The 15105-nt window shown below is 60.1% G+C and carries 15 protein-coding genes and 1 tRNA gene; 14 read left to right on the top strand and 2 right to left on the bottom strand.

Annotated elements, in window-relative coordinates; genetic code table 11:
• Nucleotides 1-2226, bottom strand: coding sequence for a polysaccharide biosynthesis tyrosine autokinase (locus ABE522_RS08410; protein ID WP_346591300.1), 2226 nt, complete (start codon nucleotides 2224-2226; stop codon nucleotides 1-3).
• A 628-nt stretch (nucleotides 2227-2854) separates the two neighbouring features.
• Here ABE522_RS08410 and ABE522_RS08415 point away from each other — a divergent pair.
• The 14 genes from ABE522_RS08415 (at nucleotide 2855) to ABE522_RS08480 (ending at nucleotide 14234) form a co-directional block, all read left to right on the top strand.
• Nucleotides 2855-3841, top strand: a complete 987-nt coding sequence (locus ABE522_RS08415) for a glycosyltransferase family 2 protein (RefSeq protein ID WP_346591301.1) — start codon at nucleotides 2855-2857, stop codon at nucleotides 3839-3841.
• Between the two features lie 20 nt (nucleotides 3842-3861).
• Nucleotides 3862-4917, top strand: coding sequence for a polysaccharide pyruvyl transferase family protein (locus ABE522_RS08420; RefSeq protein ID WP_346591302.1), 1056 nt, complete (start codon nucleotides 3862-3864; stop codon nucleotides 4915-4917).
• Nucleotides 4914-6128, top strand: coding sequence for an O-antigen ligase family protein (locus ABE522_RS08425; RefSeq protein WP_346591303.1), 1215 nt, complete (start codon nucleotides 4914-4916; stop codon nucleotides 6126-6128). Before ABE522_RS08420 ends, ABE522_RS08425 begins: the two co-directional genes overlap by 4 nt.
• Entirely contained in the window at nucleotides 6125-6913 is a 789-nt protein-coding gene (locus ABE522_RS08430; RefSeq protein ID WP_346591304.1) for a WecB/TagA/CpsF family glycosyltransferase, read from the top strand. The genes ABE522_RS08425 and ABE522_RS08430 overlap by 4 nt, the downstream gene beginning before the upstream one ends.
• 14 nt (nucleotides 6914-6927) lie before the next feature.
• Nucleotides 6928-8280 carry a TolB family protein gene (locus ABE522_RS08435; RefSeq protein WP_346591305.1) on the top strand — a complete coding sequence of 451 codons (1353 nt, stop codon included), beginning with the start codon at nucleotides 6928-6930 and terminating at the stop codon, nucleotides 8278-8280.
• The gene (locus ABE522_RS08440; protein WP_346591306.1) at nucleotides 8273-9580 is read left to right on the top strand and encodes an oligosaccharide flippase family protein; all 1308 of its coding nucleotides are present in this window, start codon (nucleotides 8273-8275) and stop codon (nucleotides 9578-9580) included. Before ABE522_RS08435 ends, ABE522_RS08440 begins: the two co-directional genes overlap by 8 nt.
• A 161-nt stretch (nucleotides 9581-9741) precedes the next feature.
• The gene (locus ABE522_RS08445; protein WP_346591307.1) at nucleotides 9742-10668 is read left to right on the top strand and encodes an alginate lyase family protein; all 927 of its coding nucleotides are present in this window, start codon (nucleotides 9742-9744) and stop codon (nucleotides 10666-10668) included.
• A 68-nt stretch (nucleotides 10669-10736) separates the two neighbouring features.
• Nucleotides 10737-10813, top strand: a tRNA-Arg gene (locus ABE522_RS08450).
• A gap of 165 nt (nucleotides 10814-10978) precedes the next feature.
• A complete protein-coding gene (locus tag ABE522_RS08455; protein WP_346591308.1) occupies nucleotides 10979-11371 on the top strand; it encodes a hypothetical protein in 393 nt (130 codons plus the stop codon).
• A gap of 433 nt (nucleotides 11372-11804) precedes the next feature.
• Complete coding sequence (locus ABE522_RS08460; protein ID WP_346591309.1) at nucleotides 11805-12014, top strand: hypothetical protein; 210 nt, start codon at nucleotides 11805-11807, stop codon at nucleotides 12012-12014.
• A complete protein-coding gene (locus ABE522_RS08465; protein WP_346591310.1) occupies nucleotides 12011-12301 on the top strand; it encodes a helix-turn-helix domain-containing protein in 291 nt (96 codons plus the stop codon). Before ABE522_RS08460 ends, ABE522_RS08465 begins: the two co-directional genes overlap by 4 nt.
• 218 nt (nucleotides 12302-12519) lie before the next feature.
• Nucleotides 12520-12969: a PA2169 family four-helix-bundle protein gene (locus ABE522_RS08470; RefSeq protein WP_042613224.1), complete on the top strand. Its 450-nt coding sequence runs from the start codon at nucleotides 12520-12522 to the stop codon at nucleotides 12967-12969.
• Nucleotides 12970-13122: 153 nt separating this feature from the next.
• Nucleotides 13123-13827: a DUF433 domain-containing protein gene (locus tag ABE522_RS08475; RefSeq protein WP_346591311.1), complete on the top strand. Its 705-nt coding sequence runs from the start codon at nucleotides 13123-13125 to the stop codon at nucleotides 13825-13827.
• A complete protein-coding gene (locus tag ABE522_RS08480; RefSeq protein ID WP_346591312.1) occupies nucleotides 13824-14234 on the top strand; it encodes a PIN-like domain-containing protein in 411 nt (136 codons plus the stop codon). The genes ABE522_RS08475 and ABE522_RS08480 overlap by 4 nt, the downstream gene beginning before the upstream one ends.
• Before the next feature lie 41 nt (nucleotides 14235-14275).
• Here the strand turns inward: ABE522_RS08480 and ABE522_RS08485 are convergent, their stop codons facing one another.
• The gene (locus ABE522_RS08485) at nucleotides 14276-14965 is read right to left on the bottom strand and encodes a ComF family protein (RefSeq protein ID WP_346591313.1); all 690 of its coding nucleotides are present in this window, start codon (nucleotides 14963-14965) and stop codon (nucleotides 14276-14278) included.
• Nucleotides 14966-15105 lie beyond the last annotated feature (140 nt).

A 15105-nucleotide genomic window follows, 5' to 3' on the forward strand; every position in this document is an offset into this window, starting at 1 on the left:
TCAATCCTTGCCGTCGGACTTGTACTCGTAGTACCCGTAGCTGTAATAGCCCGTTGCACGCTTTTCCACCGCGTTGAAGATCGCGCCCTTGATCTGCACGCCATTCTGTTCAAAGCGCTGCAGGGTAAGCAGGATTTCCTTCGCCTGGTTCACGCCGAAACGGGTGACCAGCAGGCTCGATCCCGCATGCGTAGCGACCAGCGCCGCATCGGTCACGGCCAGGATCGGCGGGGTATCCACGATGACCAGGTCGTACTGCGCCGACAGCGACTCCAGCATCTGCTGGAAACGCGGGTGCATCAGCAGCTCGGCCGGGTTCGGCGGGATGTCACCACGCACCATGTAGTGCATGTTGTCCAGGCCCGGCACCGGATGGATGGCCGCTTCAACCGCCAGCTTGCCGCCCAGCACATCGGACAGACCCTGCTGGTGCGAGATGCCCAGCAGCTTGTGCAGGGTGCCCTTGCGCATGTCCGCATCGATCACCAGCACGCGCTGGCCGGCCTGTGCGATGACCGCACCCAGGTTGCTGGACACGAACGTCTTGCCGACGCCCGGGCGCGGCCCGGAGATGGTCAGGATGTTGTTCTTCGCTTCCAGCATGGCGAAGTGCAGGCTGGTGCGCAGGCTGCGCAGCGCTTCCACCGTGGGATCTGCCGGGGAGCTCACCGCCAGCAGATGCTGGCGGCCATCGGCGATCACGCGGGTGCCGTGCTTGCCCTTGCGCAGCTTCGGCAGGGTGGTGGAAACGCTGAGCGGGATGGCGGCGTAGACCGGCAGACCGAGTTCTTCCAGTTCGGCCGGGTCTTCGATGCCTGGGTTGAGCATGCGCTGCAGGAAGACAAATGCTGTAGCAAGCAATGCGCCAACAAGGGTCGCAATGATGACGATGAGTGGCTTACGCGGCTTGACCGGATTAGCAGTGTCCACCATGGCCGGGTCAACGATGCGGACGTTCCCCACGGCACCAGCGCGAGCCACGTCCAGCTGCTGCGCCTGGTTCAGTAATGCGGTATACAGCTCATTGCTGACCTGCAAATCGCGCGTAAGACGCAGCAGTTCCTGCTGCGTATCGGGCAGGTCACTTACCTGACGCTTGAAGCCGGCCTTGCGGCCTTCGAGTTCGCTGAGCTGGTTGAGTAGAGCGCGGTAGGCCGGATGCTCGCGTGTGAAGCTGCGGTCCATCTCCGCCTGCTTCAGGCGCAACTGCTGGATGCTGCCTTCCACGGCAACCTCCTGCTCCAGCAGGCCTTTGGTCTGCATGGTGATATCAACAGAATTGGCGCGCGACTGGTAGCTGCTCATCGCAGCCTGTGCCTCTTCCACCTGTCGACGGATGGTCGGCAGCTGTTCCTTCACGAACTGCAGCTGTGATGCAGCCTCGGCGGAGCTACGGTCAACATTCTGACGGACGTACGCCTGAGCAACATGCTGCACTACAGCCTGGGCGCGCTGCGGGTCCTCTGATTCGTAGCTCAACTGCAGGATTCCAGAGTCCTTGCCCTGCTCGACAGCCTTGATGTCTTCCTGAAGATTGGCAAGAACGTCGAGGCGGCGCGCTCGAGTAACATCAAAGCGAGTCCCTTTGTTAGCCCTCAGCGTTGCTACTTCCAGTTTCACCCCCCGACCCTCAGCCATCTTCCCCACCTGGCCCCGTAGCAGCTCAACACCATCCTCGTCGGACAGCATGAAGCCACCAGCGCTATCAAGCACCTCCAGAGTAAGTGAGGTATCGACCATCGCGCGTGGAACTTCAAGCCGATGGATTTCAAGCAATTCACCGCCCCAGCCGTAGCTCGACAAGCCCAAGAGAGGCTCTGCAACGTCCTCTTCCGATGCCGGCGAGAAACGCCGGGAAAGGAAGCCGCCCACCAATGGCAGACGCTGCGGGCTAACGAGGACCTCCAGGTCAAGCTCATCGATCGCAGTGCCAATCACTGTGCGCGAGGTGAGCAAGGCAACCTCAGTCGTTGCCGCCGTGCTCCCACCGCCTCCTAGAGACGCTAGATCAGCGAGCCCTGGGATCGTAGGGACTTTCGATTCGACCTGTACGGTGGCTTGAGCCTGATAAACCGGCTGCGAAAGCAGCGCGTATGCGATTCCCGCCAGTGAGAAGATTGCGGTAGAGATGATGATCCACCATTTCCGGTCGATCAGAACACCTACCAACTCCCGCAGATCAATCTCATCATCCTTGAGCGCTCGGGGATCCGTTTGCTTGGTCATTGCGTCCACTTGTGTTCGGGAGCAGACCACGCGCGGCGCACTGCTCGTTCAGGTACATCAGGGGAGATCCCGGCCATCAGACGGGCGCAACAGTCTACCTGATCCGTGTCGGCGCGCGAATCGCAGCGCCGGGAAGAGAGATCACGACGTATCTCGTGTCAACTCCGCGCCAATAGCCGCACTAGACCGGGGTCACACTTTTACCGCATTAAAACTGAGTCGCGCGCTCCAAAACGGGGCGCCGACCCATTCAGCATTTGATATGTCTGGGGCCGATGCACTCATCGCGTGACGTGGATTTGCCCGTGCCGCCTCTTGCCTTGTCGACGACCTGCTGTTCGAAGCTACGGGTGTAGTAGCATTACTTTCCCCCAGCTCAGCGCCGTGATTCCCACTGTTGAAGCGGGCTCTCAGGCCGGGAAAGTGTCCTGGCCATGGGATCAAACATCCGCACGCAAGGGCGACCGCAAAATGCATACCACCACAACAAGCGCCCGGCGAACGGATCAGCATGTTGCGCTCACATTTTTGCCGCTGGTTAAGGGCACGTTCTGGCAACCGGCCTGATCGTCGACGCCGCTTTCAGGACTCGCACCAACTATTCGTTCAGCAAGGACAGATGCCCTCGATGACCTCCGCGCCCATCCCCACCTTTTCAGTCGTAATCCCGGTCAAGAACCGCTCGCGGCTCCTCTATCGAAGCCTGCTTTCACTGCGCGAGCAGTCATTACAGGATTTCGAAGTTGTTGTGGTTGACGATGGGTCTACCGAAGACATTGGCTTGGTGGTTGAGCTTTTCAACGACCTTGACATCACTCTACTGCGCCTGCCCGAAAGTGCTGCCGGGGCATGCGCCGCACGAAACGCGGGTAGCGATGCGGCCCGCGCGCCCTACATTGCTTACCTGGACAGCGATGATCTTTTTCTCCCCGACAAGTTGCGAAGCATCGCTGCTACCGTTGAGAACACGGGCGCCGATTTACTGGCATCGCCGCTACTGGTATATCGTGGCGACGAACGGCTGCAGCTGAGACCAACGCGCGCCCCTGACGCTGATGAAGAAATAAGCGAGTTCTACTTTGTTAGAGATCAGCGCATACAGTCTTCAAGTATCGTGGTCCGCCGGGATCTTTTCCGCGCTGCGCGCTGGAACGAGAATCTGCGCAAGGTTCAGGACCCTGATTTCTTCATTCGCTGCTGCAGACTTGCCAGAAAAATGACCTTTTTACCTGAGCCACTGGCTGTACTTTTTGATGACGAACAAGGCGCCCGCATTTCCAGCGCGGGGGCCGAAGATAGCATCGTGTCTTGGCTGGATTCTCCGGAATGCCCGCTCACTCCCAAGGCCCGCTCAGGCTTCGTGCTCTACGCCCTCTCACATGAAGTCGCGAAGCGCAGCAGAATCGCGGCCCTTTCGATGATCCTCCGAAACGCGCGCGCAGTTGAACCAAAGACAGTCCTTAAAAGCATATACCGCACACTGGCTCCCGAACCCCTCTTCAAGCAGACAGCCCTTATTTTCGCCACCCGTGGCCCAAAAGATAATGGTACGGCTAGCTACGACTACATTGAGCGGCTCAAGCATATGGCAGTCCGAGCCGAGGACATGTCGTGACGCGGAAGAGTATCGGCTTCATGAGCGTGAAGACGCAGTTCGACAACCTCGGCGATGCGCTCATAAATCGCGAGCTGGCCAGGCTGATTGCCGCACGGATCCCACTGTCCATCGATCTGAGCAGGTCTCCCGAAAGCTTCCATGCAACGATGGGCGTGGAGGGGATCGCAAACACGCGGCTGGTTCATGGCCCCCGCGGCAGAATGATGCTCGCCATGGCGGCTGCCGCCCTTTCCGGCCAGAGATGCTATTTCTTCCTCAATCCGGGCGGACTGGGGGGGGGCGTGGGTGACAGCAGTCGGGCTTTCATCTCATCAATCATTTATAACCTGGTCCTATTCGGCCTGAAAATGGTCGGCGTCAAAGTATGCCTGGCAGGCGTTTCATTCGAACCAATGACCCGTCGCGAGCTGCTTGTTACCCGCTTCCGCCGTGCTATCTGCCATTCATTCTCGGTGCGGGACAAAGAAAGCGCCCGCTACCTTGAAAGTCAGGGAATCCCGGTGGACGGCATCGCGCCTGACCTTTCTTTCAACTTATACGATGAGCCCGCGCAGATGACCGGGCCGAGGGACATCGCCACGGCCTATAGTTTCCGCGCCGATCGCGGACTCGACATGGAACGCTTATCTGCACTGGCCATGGACCTTATCGACGCCAGCCCAGCCGGCTCAATCCACGCCGTCGTATCCCAAGTCGGCCGCGACAACGCGGCGATGTACAGCCTTTACGAGAAGCTGTCCGCCTCTTACGGACCGGATCGCATAATTTTCGTCGACTGCCATCAGAGCATGGATGACGCTTCCGCGATCTACTCCAGGGTGGAATCCCTGTACTCCAATCGATTGCATGCATTATTGGTAGCCGCTCACGCGGGATCGGTCCCCGTCGCACTCATCCCACAAGGTAAACAAAAAAAGATCTCGGCGCTTTTTACCGACCTGGGGCTATCGGGAAATATCATCGACTTCAACGCACCCACTCCCTCTGGCTGTGCACCGATGCATCGTGACACCGCATATCGACAGTGCGATCAACTGAACGCATTCTTTGATCAATTACTTTCCGCGCGATGAAATCCATGCCCTTATCGGACAGGACCGCAGTGCAGGTTCCACGGATTTCCGTCCTGCTTTTCGTCTTCGGCGCCCTCTGCCTGGATCTGAATCTTCCTCGGCTGGGAAGCCTGAAGATCGGCAACCTGGTGATGGTCGCTTCCATGTTGCTTTCGATAGGATTGCTGGCCTACAAGAATGCTTGGCGCCTTCCTTTTCCGAGCATTCGCTCCTCAAATCGGATCTTGCTGGTTTACCTCGGGCTGATCGCAGCAAGCACGCTGTGGGCTCCTTCGGCCATGGACACGCTCTACCAGTGTGTGCTGCTCATCGTGATCTACGCAGCCAGTGTCTTTCTCGCTTCAGCGCCAATCGAACGGGTCGTACGCTCCATTGTGGTGTTTGCGTGCATTGCCGCAGTACTTTCGCTTGCAGTCATCCCAGCTGACCGGGCGCTCGCTTTCCAACCGTTCACCTCCGGAGAGCGACCCGAACTCCGGGGCGTTTTCGAACACCAGTTGCGGCTCGGCCTTTACATGGGTCTCGCGCTCGGACTTGTAGTGCTTGCTGCACTCAACGGCGACCTCAGGCGCATTTTTCCCCAGAGGTGGTGGCTCTACTTATGCCTTCCCCTGATCTTCGCGGCATTCGTACTCGCTTACGCCCGGCTCTACTCCTTTTTTGTAGTGGTTGCGCTTGCGTTGACCATCGCATTTGCTTTGGGGCGATGGATGCGGTGGATAGCCGGCATCTGCACGCTGGCTGTTGTGGTAGTTGCTATTACCATCCAGTCAAGCTTGGAATCCACATTGGCTGGTGCAGGCGTCGATACAAGCCTCACCGGGCGCACGACCATATGGCTCCGCAGCATAGGGGAAGCGGCGTTGACTCCCCTCAAAGGCCACGGCTTTGCCTCATTCGATCAACCAGCTTTTGATCACCTCTGGCCCGGCGTCTATCGCCCCCCGCATCCACATAACAGTTTCATCCAGGCCTTCTTCGAAAACGGCTACCTCGGCTTCGGACTGGTGGTTCTACTCGCGCTCAGCCACATATGGGTCGCGGGCGCTAGAAATCCGGACCAACGTTACTCATACACGTTCTTTTTCGTGCTTACCATGGTCCTTGGGAGCCTTACTGGCGCCAACTACGCATCGAAACCCGTGACCCTGTATTGCCTCGTCTTGTTGATGACGTCGATTGCCATCCAGACACGGAATAAAAGCAAATGATCACTAATTTTCCTGCCCCCGTCAGGCTCTTCGGGGTCCACATAAATCCGCTCACGCTGCGCGAAGCGGCCGCCCAGGTCACAAACGCCGCTGTTCGGGCAGACCGATTTCACTATGTGGTGACCCCGAACGTTGACCACATTGTCATGTTGGATTCGGATACGGAGTTCGCCGAGGTTTATCGACACGCCTCCTACGTCCTCGCCGACGGCTGGCCCGTGTTCGCGGCATCGCGACTTCTTCGTCGTCCGGTTCCCGAGCGGGTCGCCGGAAGTGATCTAGTGCCGGCGGTTCTGGAACATGCCGAGCAGAATCGACTTCCTTTATCGGTGTTCGTGCTTGGAGGAATGGGGGACGTGCCGCAGCGTGCGATAGACAACCTCTCGAGGAGCTATCCCTCGCTACGGGCGGCAGGTAGCTATAGCCCCCCGCTTGGCTTTGAGGCCGACGAATCCGAATCGTCCGCGATCATTGACATGATTCGAGCATCGGCGGCCAACTTCATCATCCTTGGCCTCGGCTCACCAAAGCAGGAGAAGTGGGTATTCCGTAATCGGCATCTGCTCCCTGCTGGCATCGCGATATGCGCGGGCGCGACGGTTGATTTCATGGCGGGGAGCGTGAAGCGCGCTCCACGTTGGATGGGGGCGATCGGACTGGAATGGCTTTATCGCCTCAGCTCTGACCCACGTCGCCTGTTCCGTCGCTATGCACGGGATGCATTCATCTTTCCTGGCATTTTCATCCGCGAAGCACTTCGCCTCCAGCGCGATCGCGCGGGATAAAGGGACCATGCAAGATGAACACTCAGATACTCATCAACAACCTTAAGTTTCTCAAACGCTCAGTACGCGAGTCGCCTGATATTATTCGAAACGTGCTCGCTCATATGCGTGGGCCTACGAACATCTGGCCCGACCCGGCAGCGACTCGGGAGAGTCCGGCGCGCCCCTACAGGCCCGCTGAGGACCTTATTCCGGTGCATGTCGTGACGCCGCCCGACGGCCATTACATGACGACCTTTTTCGATGTGAATCCGTTCTCCCCCAGCGGGCGCTATCTTGCCGTTACGCAGGTCCCCTTTATAAACCGTATTCCTATTCCTGGCGACCGCGCGCGCGTGTGCGTAATCGACCTGGATGAGGGGCGTTGTGATGTCATCCATGAGACCGCAGGCTGGGGCGCGCAGCTTGGGGCCAATGTCCATTGGGGGCAAACCGACGATTTGCTTTTCTGCAATGACGTTATCAATGGTCGCGCGACCGGGGTTCGTCTCTCGCGCAACGCAGGTCTTGATCAGGTCATGGATGGACCGGTCTATGGCATGTCACCGGATGCTCGATATTCGTATGCACCGAACATCGAGTACGTAAACGCCATCATTCCTGGGTATGGCGTAGCAGATCCGCTCCTTAACAAGCCAAGGCAGCGTAATAAAACGAGCCGCACCGAGGGAATCTGGCGAACCGATCTTGCGACGGGCACGAAGGCACTCTTGATCAGCATGCACGACATTGTTTTGGCTTTAGGTGACCAGAGCGAGCTCGCCGGCGGCAGCTATTATGTCTTCAATGTCAAGGTCAATCCGAGCAACGACCGTCTCTTCGCCGTTATTTTCAGTACAGGCGTCCCGCTCCGTGCAGGAACGCCCGTGCAGCTGATCACAATGAGACTGGATGGCTCTGATGTCCGGCTTGCCATGCCGGATAGGCTCTGGCGCGTCGGCGGGCATCATCCAAACTGGACCCCAGACGGCGAGCATATTCTCATGAACCTACGTCCCAAAGGCGAGCAAATGGCGTTCGTGCAGTTTCGCAGCGACGGCAGTGAGCTCAGCATCGTTGCCCCGGGCCATAAGGGCAGCGGCCACCCTAGCATTGACTGCAGCGGGCGCTACCTCCTGACAGACTCTTATACGGTTGAAGGCTTCAAGAACGAGCGGAACGACGTTCCTTTGCGGCTCATCGACTTGGAGAAGAATGAAGAGCGACACGTAACCTGGGTACATACCAAGGATCTGCTCGGTCCCCGTCGAATCGATCCCCACCCGGTATGGGCGCCTGATGGCAAGCGCTTCGCTTTCAATGGCACGGTAAATGGCTATCGACAGGTAATGATCGGCGACACACGAGGCCTTCCGAGCAATGGCTAAAAGGCTTCTTGACACACTTGCGACCGTCGTGACCCGCTTCGGCGGAAAATCAGTGAATCTGCTGGTATTCCTGATCGTGGCGCGCCAGCTCTCTCTCGCAGAGATGGCCATTTACGGCTTCGTTTTTTCAACGACTCTGATATTTTCCACAATGCTCGACCTGGGCATACGCAACTCGTTGGCGGTATTCGTCGGCCAAGAACCTGACCGCGCTGCGTCCTACACGAGGGCAAGCTTCCTGGTCTGGTGTGTGCTTGCCGCTGTCGGCGTCCCTATTTCCTATATAACCCTTCACCTCTCGTCATTGAGCATCGATATCGCTGCGCTTGCGCCCCCGTTCTCGCTATTGCTGGCGGCGATGCTCTACTTGAGGATGATGCAAGGCACCCTCTTGGGAGAGGGCGACATCAGGTTGTTTAACACCTCGGAGCTGATCTCCCGCTTCGTGCTCCTGCCGTGCACGCTTCTGCTCCTCGCGATCCCCGGAAGCTTCACCCTTATGTCCGCGATGTGGGTTCTGGCCCTGTCGCAGCTGGTCGCCGCGCTCTATCTGTTTGCAAGGCAATACCGCTTCATTTTCCGCCCCTCAGCGAATACGCTGGCCTTGACGCGGAGACTGATCGCCCGGGGATTCTTGTTCATGCTGGCGGTGCTGTTGATGAATGCAGCAAAACGTGTGTCATTTCTGGTTGTGAGCCATGTAGAGCCAGAGGCCGCAGCAGGGCTGTTCTTCTCGCTGCAGCGGTTGACCGAGATCATCACCGAAGTTGGCATGGCGATCGCGGTAGTGGCGTTTTCGTACAGTGTCCGTGCAAAAAGTGCTAACGATGCGGTGGAAGGTAGTGCGGCAATGTCACGCGTTGCCATGGTGCTGTTCACCTTGATTTCGGTAGCCATGGTTGCGAGTTCCAGCATCTCCGTACCGCTTCTGCTGGGTGCCCGCTTCGCCGTCGATGGCTGGCTGTTCCCTCTTCTGGTCGGAACGACGTTGATTGGCGCTCCGTGGACAATCCTCTTTCCAAGCCTGTCCGTTGTGCTGTCCCCGGCTCGTGTATTGCTGCTGATGCTCCCGGGAGTTTCGCTCAATATTCTGACGGCGCTGCCATTGACTCGTGCCTACGGACTCGAGGGCGCTGCTCTCTCTATGCTTCTGTCAAACCTCGTCCTTACGGGTTCTTTCCTGGTCTTGTACAAGGTCAAGTTCGGTATACCGATGAATCGGTTCCTCGTTATCGGCCGAAGTGATCTCTCGGGCTTGGGGACGCTTGCCGGCAAAATTACGTCTCGAATCAAGCGTTGACAACCATTTCGCAGGCTAGCGACCAGACTGAGGAAAGTACTCGCATGGGTTTCAGTTCGTACCTAAGAACCACCGTACTAGGCGCTCTCATTGCGTCGGTTTCATTGCCGGCAACCGTATTGGCAGCCCCCCGCTCTGACGAATGTCCTCCCGTCCCGGCAATGTCCTCGGAAATGGGCATCGTCACGCGTTACAAGGGCCCGTCGGCCGACTCAACCTTCTCGACGCTGGACGCGGCCAAGGTCGAACAACAGAAGCCCGTACGGGATGTTCTGAACAGGCCGGTGATGCAACTTAACCGTCTGGCAGATAGTTACGGGCGTGCACCCCGCGATCGTCGGGGAGGCATCGCTCATTGTATTAGCCGGCTTCTGGACCAGATGGCGCAGAAAAAGTTCTTGACGGGTACCACGACTAAAGAAGATTACTATTACCGGGACTGGTTGATGGTCGCCATCACGACGTCGGTGCTGGCCTTGGATGATGTCGACCTGGACGGCGCTATTTCTGCAGCCACGCGTCAGTGGCTCAGCGAGACGCTGCGAGCCTCTGATGCATTCTACGAGTCGCAACCTGTTGACAACCACCTCTACTGGCACGGGCTTTCGATGATGCTTGGTGGCGTCCTTCTTCAGGACAGAGCGCGCGTTAGGCTGGGCGAGTCAATTCTTGATCGGGGCATCAAGGGGATCGGAGCAGACGGTCACCTGCAGGCTGAGCTCGCACGTGGAAAGCGAGCTCTCCATTACCACCTGTTCGCGGCTATTCCGTTGGCAGCGATGGCGGAGATCGCCGGGAGCCCGGCGCAGACACCCGCGCTGCGGCGGCTGGTTGATACGACGCTCGCTGACATGTCCCGCCCTGACGGCGGTGAGATCGGTAGAAAGTCCGGGGATCAGCTTCCCAGCGACGCAATCAGAGGCCTGCGCGTGGTGGCGAACTTCGTTCCGGAGAGCGGTGTAAGCCACGACTACTTCGTGAAGACCTTGCCGGAGGAAGCCAAAGGCTTCTTTTTCCTCGGTGGCGATGTCCAAAGGTTCGGGCGTGTGGTCTCCAAGGCCCGCAGCATATGGACTGCGAGGCCATGAATCCGACAGGAAGCTGACAGGACCACCGCCCACCCGCAGAAATTCCTATATACTGCGCGCCTTGAAACGCGCTCGTAGCTCAGCCGGATAGAGTAGTGGCTTCCGAAGCCATTGGTCGGGGGTTCGAATCCCTCCGGGCGCACCATCTCCCTCGCTTCCCCCAGCGTCCCAGGCCATCGCCCGGACGCCGCGAACAGGCCCCCTGAAGGCCTGTTCAGCCCAGAGAGGCACGCTTCACACCCCCTCCAACTCTCCTGCGACAGCATCGGCCTCCCACGGGCACCTGCCCGCCTGCAGAGGAGTGGCATCGATGAATATCCTGCGTACCCCGCTTGCCCGGTCCCTGGCCGTGGCTGTCGCCTTCGCCATAGCCGTCCCCGCATTCGCTGCGCCGTCGAACAAGTGGAACGTCGAACTGAAGGGCCGATCCAAGATCGACGGCGAGATCACCCTCGCGGTGACGCCGCAGGCAGGCGAAGCCACCAATGTCGCCATCGCCATCCCGGCCGCCACCAACCACGAAGCGGCGGCGGTGCTGATCTCCAATGCGCTCTCCAAGGAGTTCGGTGCGGGCGTCTACAGCATCAAGACCGACGACACCGATGAGGTCGAGATCAAGGCCGTCAATGGCAACCGCGATTTCGATGTGATCGTTGTACGCAACACGGCAGATGGTCTGGAGCTCAAGCTCGACCGCGATTGAGCCCGGCGGCCCCCGCGTCATCATGCGGGGGCCTGCCTTGAATCGGCGGCGCATTCCGCATTACAGCCCCCGCACGCGTCGTCTTTCACTGACGCCCTGCGCCGCCGTCCGTGCGACGCGCCGGCCCTATACCGCACCCACAAAACTGCAACTTTGCCCATGTACGCAAAGGCGCCTGACTGATGGGATGAACCTGCTGGCGACGAAGAGCGCCAGCCGGGATTCGCATCCTGATTTGAAGGCGGCATTTGGCTCTGTTTTGCCCTCTGGGCACGGCGGAGAATGCACTGCGTCGCGCACCGTTCATACGGCGGGCGATGTGGGGGATCCCTGATCCGCCGGATTTTTGACCGTCTTCAACCGGTATGCGAACCCGCATCGCCCGCCACCTGACGCCTCGGCGCAGGTGGCCCCCAGCCTTGCGAGGTATCCGATGGACGCGCAGTACCCCCTGAGTGCCAATCGCCTGTACGCCCTGATGGGCGACACCATGCTCGACTTCCCACCCCACTTCATCGAGCGCCTGGAGCGTCGGCTGGAAGCATTCCAAACCTCCGCAGCGAACGTCCACGTGGCCCTGCATCCGCAAGCGGCCCCTGGCAATGGACGCGACGCCCGGCAGGCCGCGGGGAGGCAGGAATGACACCCTACGAGAAAGCAAAGGCCCAGCTGGCCAACCGCCGTGCGGTCGAGATGGCCGGGTACCTGGACGGCCGCCTGCACATGGCCCACTACGATGAAAGCACGTTCGCGCGCTCCCTGCTTCTGGCCGCCGAGTTGCACGGCATGAGCCTTGTCGCACGCGAATGCGGCCTCAGCGCAGAGGCCATCCGGCGGCAGTTGAATGGCACCCAACCGCTTTATTTCGACAGTGTGCTGGATGTGATGCGGGCGCTGGATATCGGGCTGCGCGTGGAAGCGATGCAATGAACGGCGCGGCGGCTGACCACTGGCCGCCATGCGGCGCCGGCGTACGGGCATGTCGAATTCAATGGCGGCCCCTGCAGCCATTGGCCCCCCGTTGGGCCACATGACGGGCGCATCAAACCGTGCTCACCTGCAGTGGACTCGCACCTGTCCAAGGTGGTCTCCAACGGCACGGCATCACTCCCGCCGTTCCATTCGACCACTCACACGGAGCACTATCCATGAGCACCCAGTCCAAGATCGAACACAGCCTCAATGACCTGATCGAGATCGCCCGTGATGGTCAGAAGTTCTACAGCGAAGCCGCCACCAAGGTGAAGGACGCCGAGCTGGCCGCCCTGTTCACCCGCATCGCCGGCAGCAAGGCCGACATCGTCACCTCGCTGAGCGCGACCGTTGCCGCCACCGGCGGTGAGCCGGCGGAACACGGCACCTTCGTCGGTTCGGTGCAGAAGATGTACGGCAACATCCGCGCCACCCTTGGTGACACCGAGTACGGCTACGTTGCCGAGCTGGAAGAGTCCGAAGATCGCCTGCTGAAGGCCTTCAAGGACGTGCTGACCGACAACGACGTGCCGGCCCCGGTGCGCACCGAAGTCACCCGCCTGCTCCCGGAAGTGCAGGAGACCCATGCGGTCATGCGCGCCCGCAAGCATGCAATGAAGTCGTAAGACTCCACGCTGCATCTTTCTGAAAACCGACGCTGCCTGGCAGCGTCGGCTTTTTCGTGGATCACCTACCGGCCGATCGCCGCTTCGGCCCCCATAGGAACATTGGATTGCCATCGGTGCCCGAACCGCTAGCGCATTGATTACACTCCCCGCATGGGAACCGCCCTGCCACCGTCAGAACTGCTCGGCCGAGGCCTGTACTCGTTCGCCGACGCGTCGCGATTCATCGGGGGTAAGCCGGCAGACCTGCGCCGCTGGCTGAAGGGCTACAGCGCCGGGCGGGGCGACAAGCTGGCTGATCACCCACCATTGTGGACTCCTCAATGGGAAGGATCGGGCATAGATGGCATCGGCTTCCGCGATCTGGTGGAACTGCGCTTTGTCCGCACCTTCGTTGCATGCGGGGTTCCGCTCAATCTTGTCCGCCGGACAATCGCCGAGCTCCATGAGCGCCTGGGGCGCGACTATCCCTTCACTCGTACCTCCTTCAAGACCGACGGCCGGCGCATTTTCATGGAGTTGGTGGATGCCAGCGGTGACCCTGCCCTGGTTGACGTAGTCAAACGCCAGGATGTCATCCGCAAGGTAGTCGCCCCCTCACTGCGCGAAGGCATCGAGCTGTCGGTAGACGATGCTGCGACGCGTTGGTTCCCGTTGAAGGGCAGTCATGTGGTGGTGCTGGATCCGGAACGCCAGTTTGGCCAGCCGATCCTTTCAGCGTCCGGCGTCCCCACCGCAGCAATCGCAGATGCTTTGGCGGGCGAAGACGGCGACGAATCGCGCGTCGCCCGGTTGTTCGAGGTCCCGCTTGCAGCCGTTCGCAAGGCCATCGAGTTCGAACGGATGATCGCGCGTTGAAGGCGCAGATAGACGAGAACCTTCCGCGTTCGCTGGCACGCGCAGTACACGCCATTGCGCAGTTGGACGACGATGAGGTGGTTCACGTGCGCGACCTTGTCGACGCCGGAACCAAGGATGTCGAACTATTCGAGATAGCCGCGAAAGCCGGAATCGAGGTTCATGTAACCCAGGATCACCACCAGCGCCGCCCTGCGGAGCGCGAGGCGGTGGCCCGCTTGGGGCTGACCGTATTCGTGCTGAGCAAGGGGTGGCGCCAACTGAACCACTATGACCGCGCAGCGAGGCTGCTGGAATGGTGGCCCAAGATGCGACAGCTGGTCCGGCTTACCAGTCGTGGCTCGATCTACTCCATTCCGCACCTGCGGGCATCATCGGGGCGGATAAGACCGGTAAAGCCCTCCTGACATGACAGGGCCTTGTTTGAATCCCGCGCCGCACTACCCCATCACGGCACCCGCGCACAAACCCACGCGTTCACCTCTTGGCACCCTGCTTCCCGCAACGTCTCCGCACACGCATGCAGCGTGCTGCCCGTAGTCATCACGTCGTCCACCAGCACCACCGCCTGCGGCACCTCCCCCACCACACCGAACGCGCCATCCAGGTTGTGCCGGCGCGCTTCGGCATTGCGCTCGGACTGCGGTGCGGTGGCGCGGATCCGGCGAAGCCCTTTCCAGCACGGCGCACCGATCAGGCGGGCCAGCTCTGCAGCCTGGTCGTAGCCGCGTTGACGCAGGCGGCTGGGATGGAGCGGCACGGCCACCAGCGGCGCCAGCGGCCACGGCGGTGGATTGAGGGCCATCAGCTGCGCCATCAATCGTCCTGCGGCCAGGTCGGAATGGAATTTGTAGCGCAGCAGCAGGCCGGACACGGGGTCTTCGTAACGCAGGCTTGCCCAGCAGGCATCCAGCGGCGGCGGGGCTTCTTCGCAGCGGTAGCAGATGTCATCGGCGTCTTCGGGCAAGGGAAGTGCGCAGCGCGCGCAGCCGTCGCTGTGCCAGGGCAGGGTGAGGCTGCAGGCACCGCAGAGTTCGCGGTCGTGTTCGCCGCAGTCTGCGCAGATCTGGCAGACCGGGGGCAACAGGCTGCGCAACAAGGCGTCGGTGATGGTGCGGAGGGTGGTGGGCGGCGGCATGGTGGGGATCAGGATGCGGCTGGTTTGGGGTGTCGGGTATCGGGGAAGAGCGCGGAGTGCAGCGGGGCTGTGCTCCGCCTGTGACGACCAACGGTCGTCACCCACCGGGATGCGTTGACGACCAGCGGTCGTCACTACCG

Origin of the sequence: Stenotrophomonas lacuserhaii (genome assembly GCF_039674585.1) — a bacterium.
GTDB lineage: Bacteria > Pseudomonadota > Gammaproteobacteria > Xanthomonadales > Xanthomonadaceae > Stenotrophomonas > Stenotrophomonas pennii_A.

Bases quoted from the DNA above. Each gene is read 5' to 3' on its own strand.
- ABE522_RS08440 (WP_346591306.1), top strand. From the start codon at position 8,273: ATGGCTAAAAGGCTTCTTGACACACTTGCGACCGTCGTGACCCGCTTC.
- ABE522_RS08475 (WP_346591311.1), top strand. From the start codon at position 13,123: ATGGGAACCGCCCTGCCACCGTCAGAACTGCTCGGCCGAGGCCTGTAC.
- ABE522_RS08485 (WP_346591313.1), bottom strand. From the start codon at position 14,965: ATGCCGCCGCCCACCACCCTCCGCACCATCACCGACGCCTTGTTGCGC.
- ABE522_RS08415 (WP_346591301.1), top strand. From the start codon at position 2,855: ATGACCTCCGCGCCCATCCCCACCTTTTCAGTCGTAATCCCGGTCAAG.
- ABE522_RS08435 (WP_346591305.1), top strand. From the start codon at position 6,928: ATGAACACTCAGATACTCATCAACAACCTTAAGTTTCTCAAACGCTCA.
- ABE522_RS08470 (WP_042613224.1), top strand. From the start codon at position 12,520: ATGAGCACCCAGTCCAAGATCGAACACAGCCTCAATGACCTGATCGAG.
- ABE522_RS08420 (WP_346591302.1), top strand. From the start codon at position 3,862: ATGAGCGTGAAGACGCAGTTCGACAACCTCGGCGATGCGCTCATAAAT.
- ABE522_RS08455 (WP_346591308.1), top strand. From the start codon at position 10,979: ATGAATATCCTGCGTACCCCGCTTGCCCGGTCCCTGGCCGTGGCTGTC.
- ABE522_RS08445 (WP_346591307.1), top strand. From the start codon at position 9,742: ATGTCCTCGGAAATGGGCATCGTCACGCGTTACAAGGGCCCGTCGGCC.
- ABE522_RS08430 (WP_346591304.1), top strand. From the start codon at position 6,125: ATGATCACTAATTTTCCTGCCCCCGTCAGGCTCTTCGGGGTCCACATA.
- ABE522_RS08465 (WP_346591310.1), top strand. From the start codon at position 12,011: ATGACACCCTACGAGAAAGCAAAGGCCCAGCTGGCCAACCGCCGTGCG.
- ABE522_RS08425 (WP_346591303.1), top strand. From the start codon at position 4,914: ATGAAATCCATGCCCTTATCGGACAGGACCGCAGTGCAGGTTCCACGG.
- ABE522_RS08410 (WP_346591300.1), bottom strand. From the start codon at position 2,226: ATGACCAAGCAAACGGATCCCCGAGCGCTCAAGGATGATGAGATTGAT.
- ABE522_RS08460 (WP_346591309.1), top strand. From the start codon at position 11,805: ATGGACGCGCAGTACCCCCTGAGTGCCAATCGCCTGTACGCCCTGATG.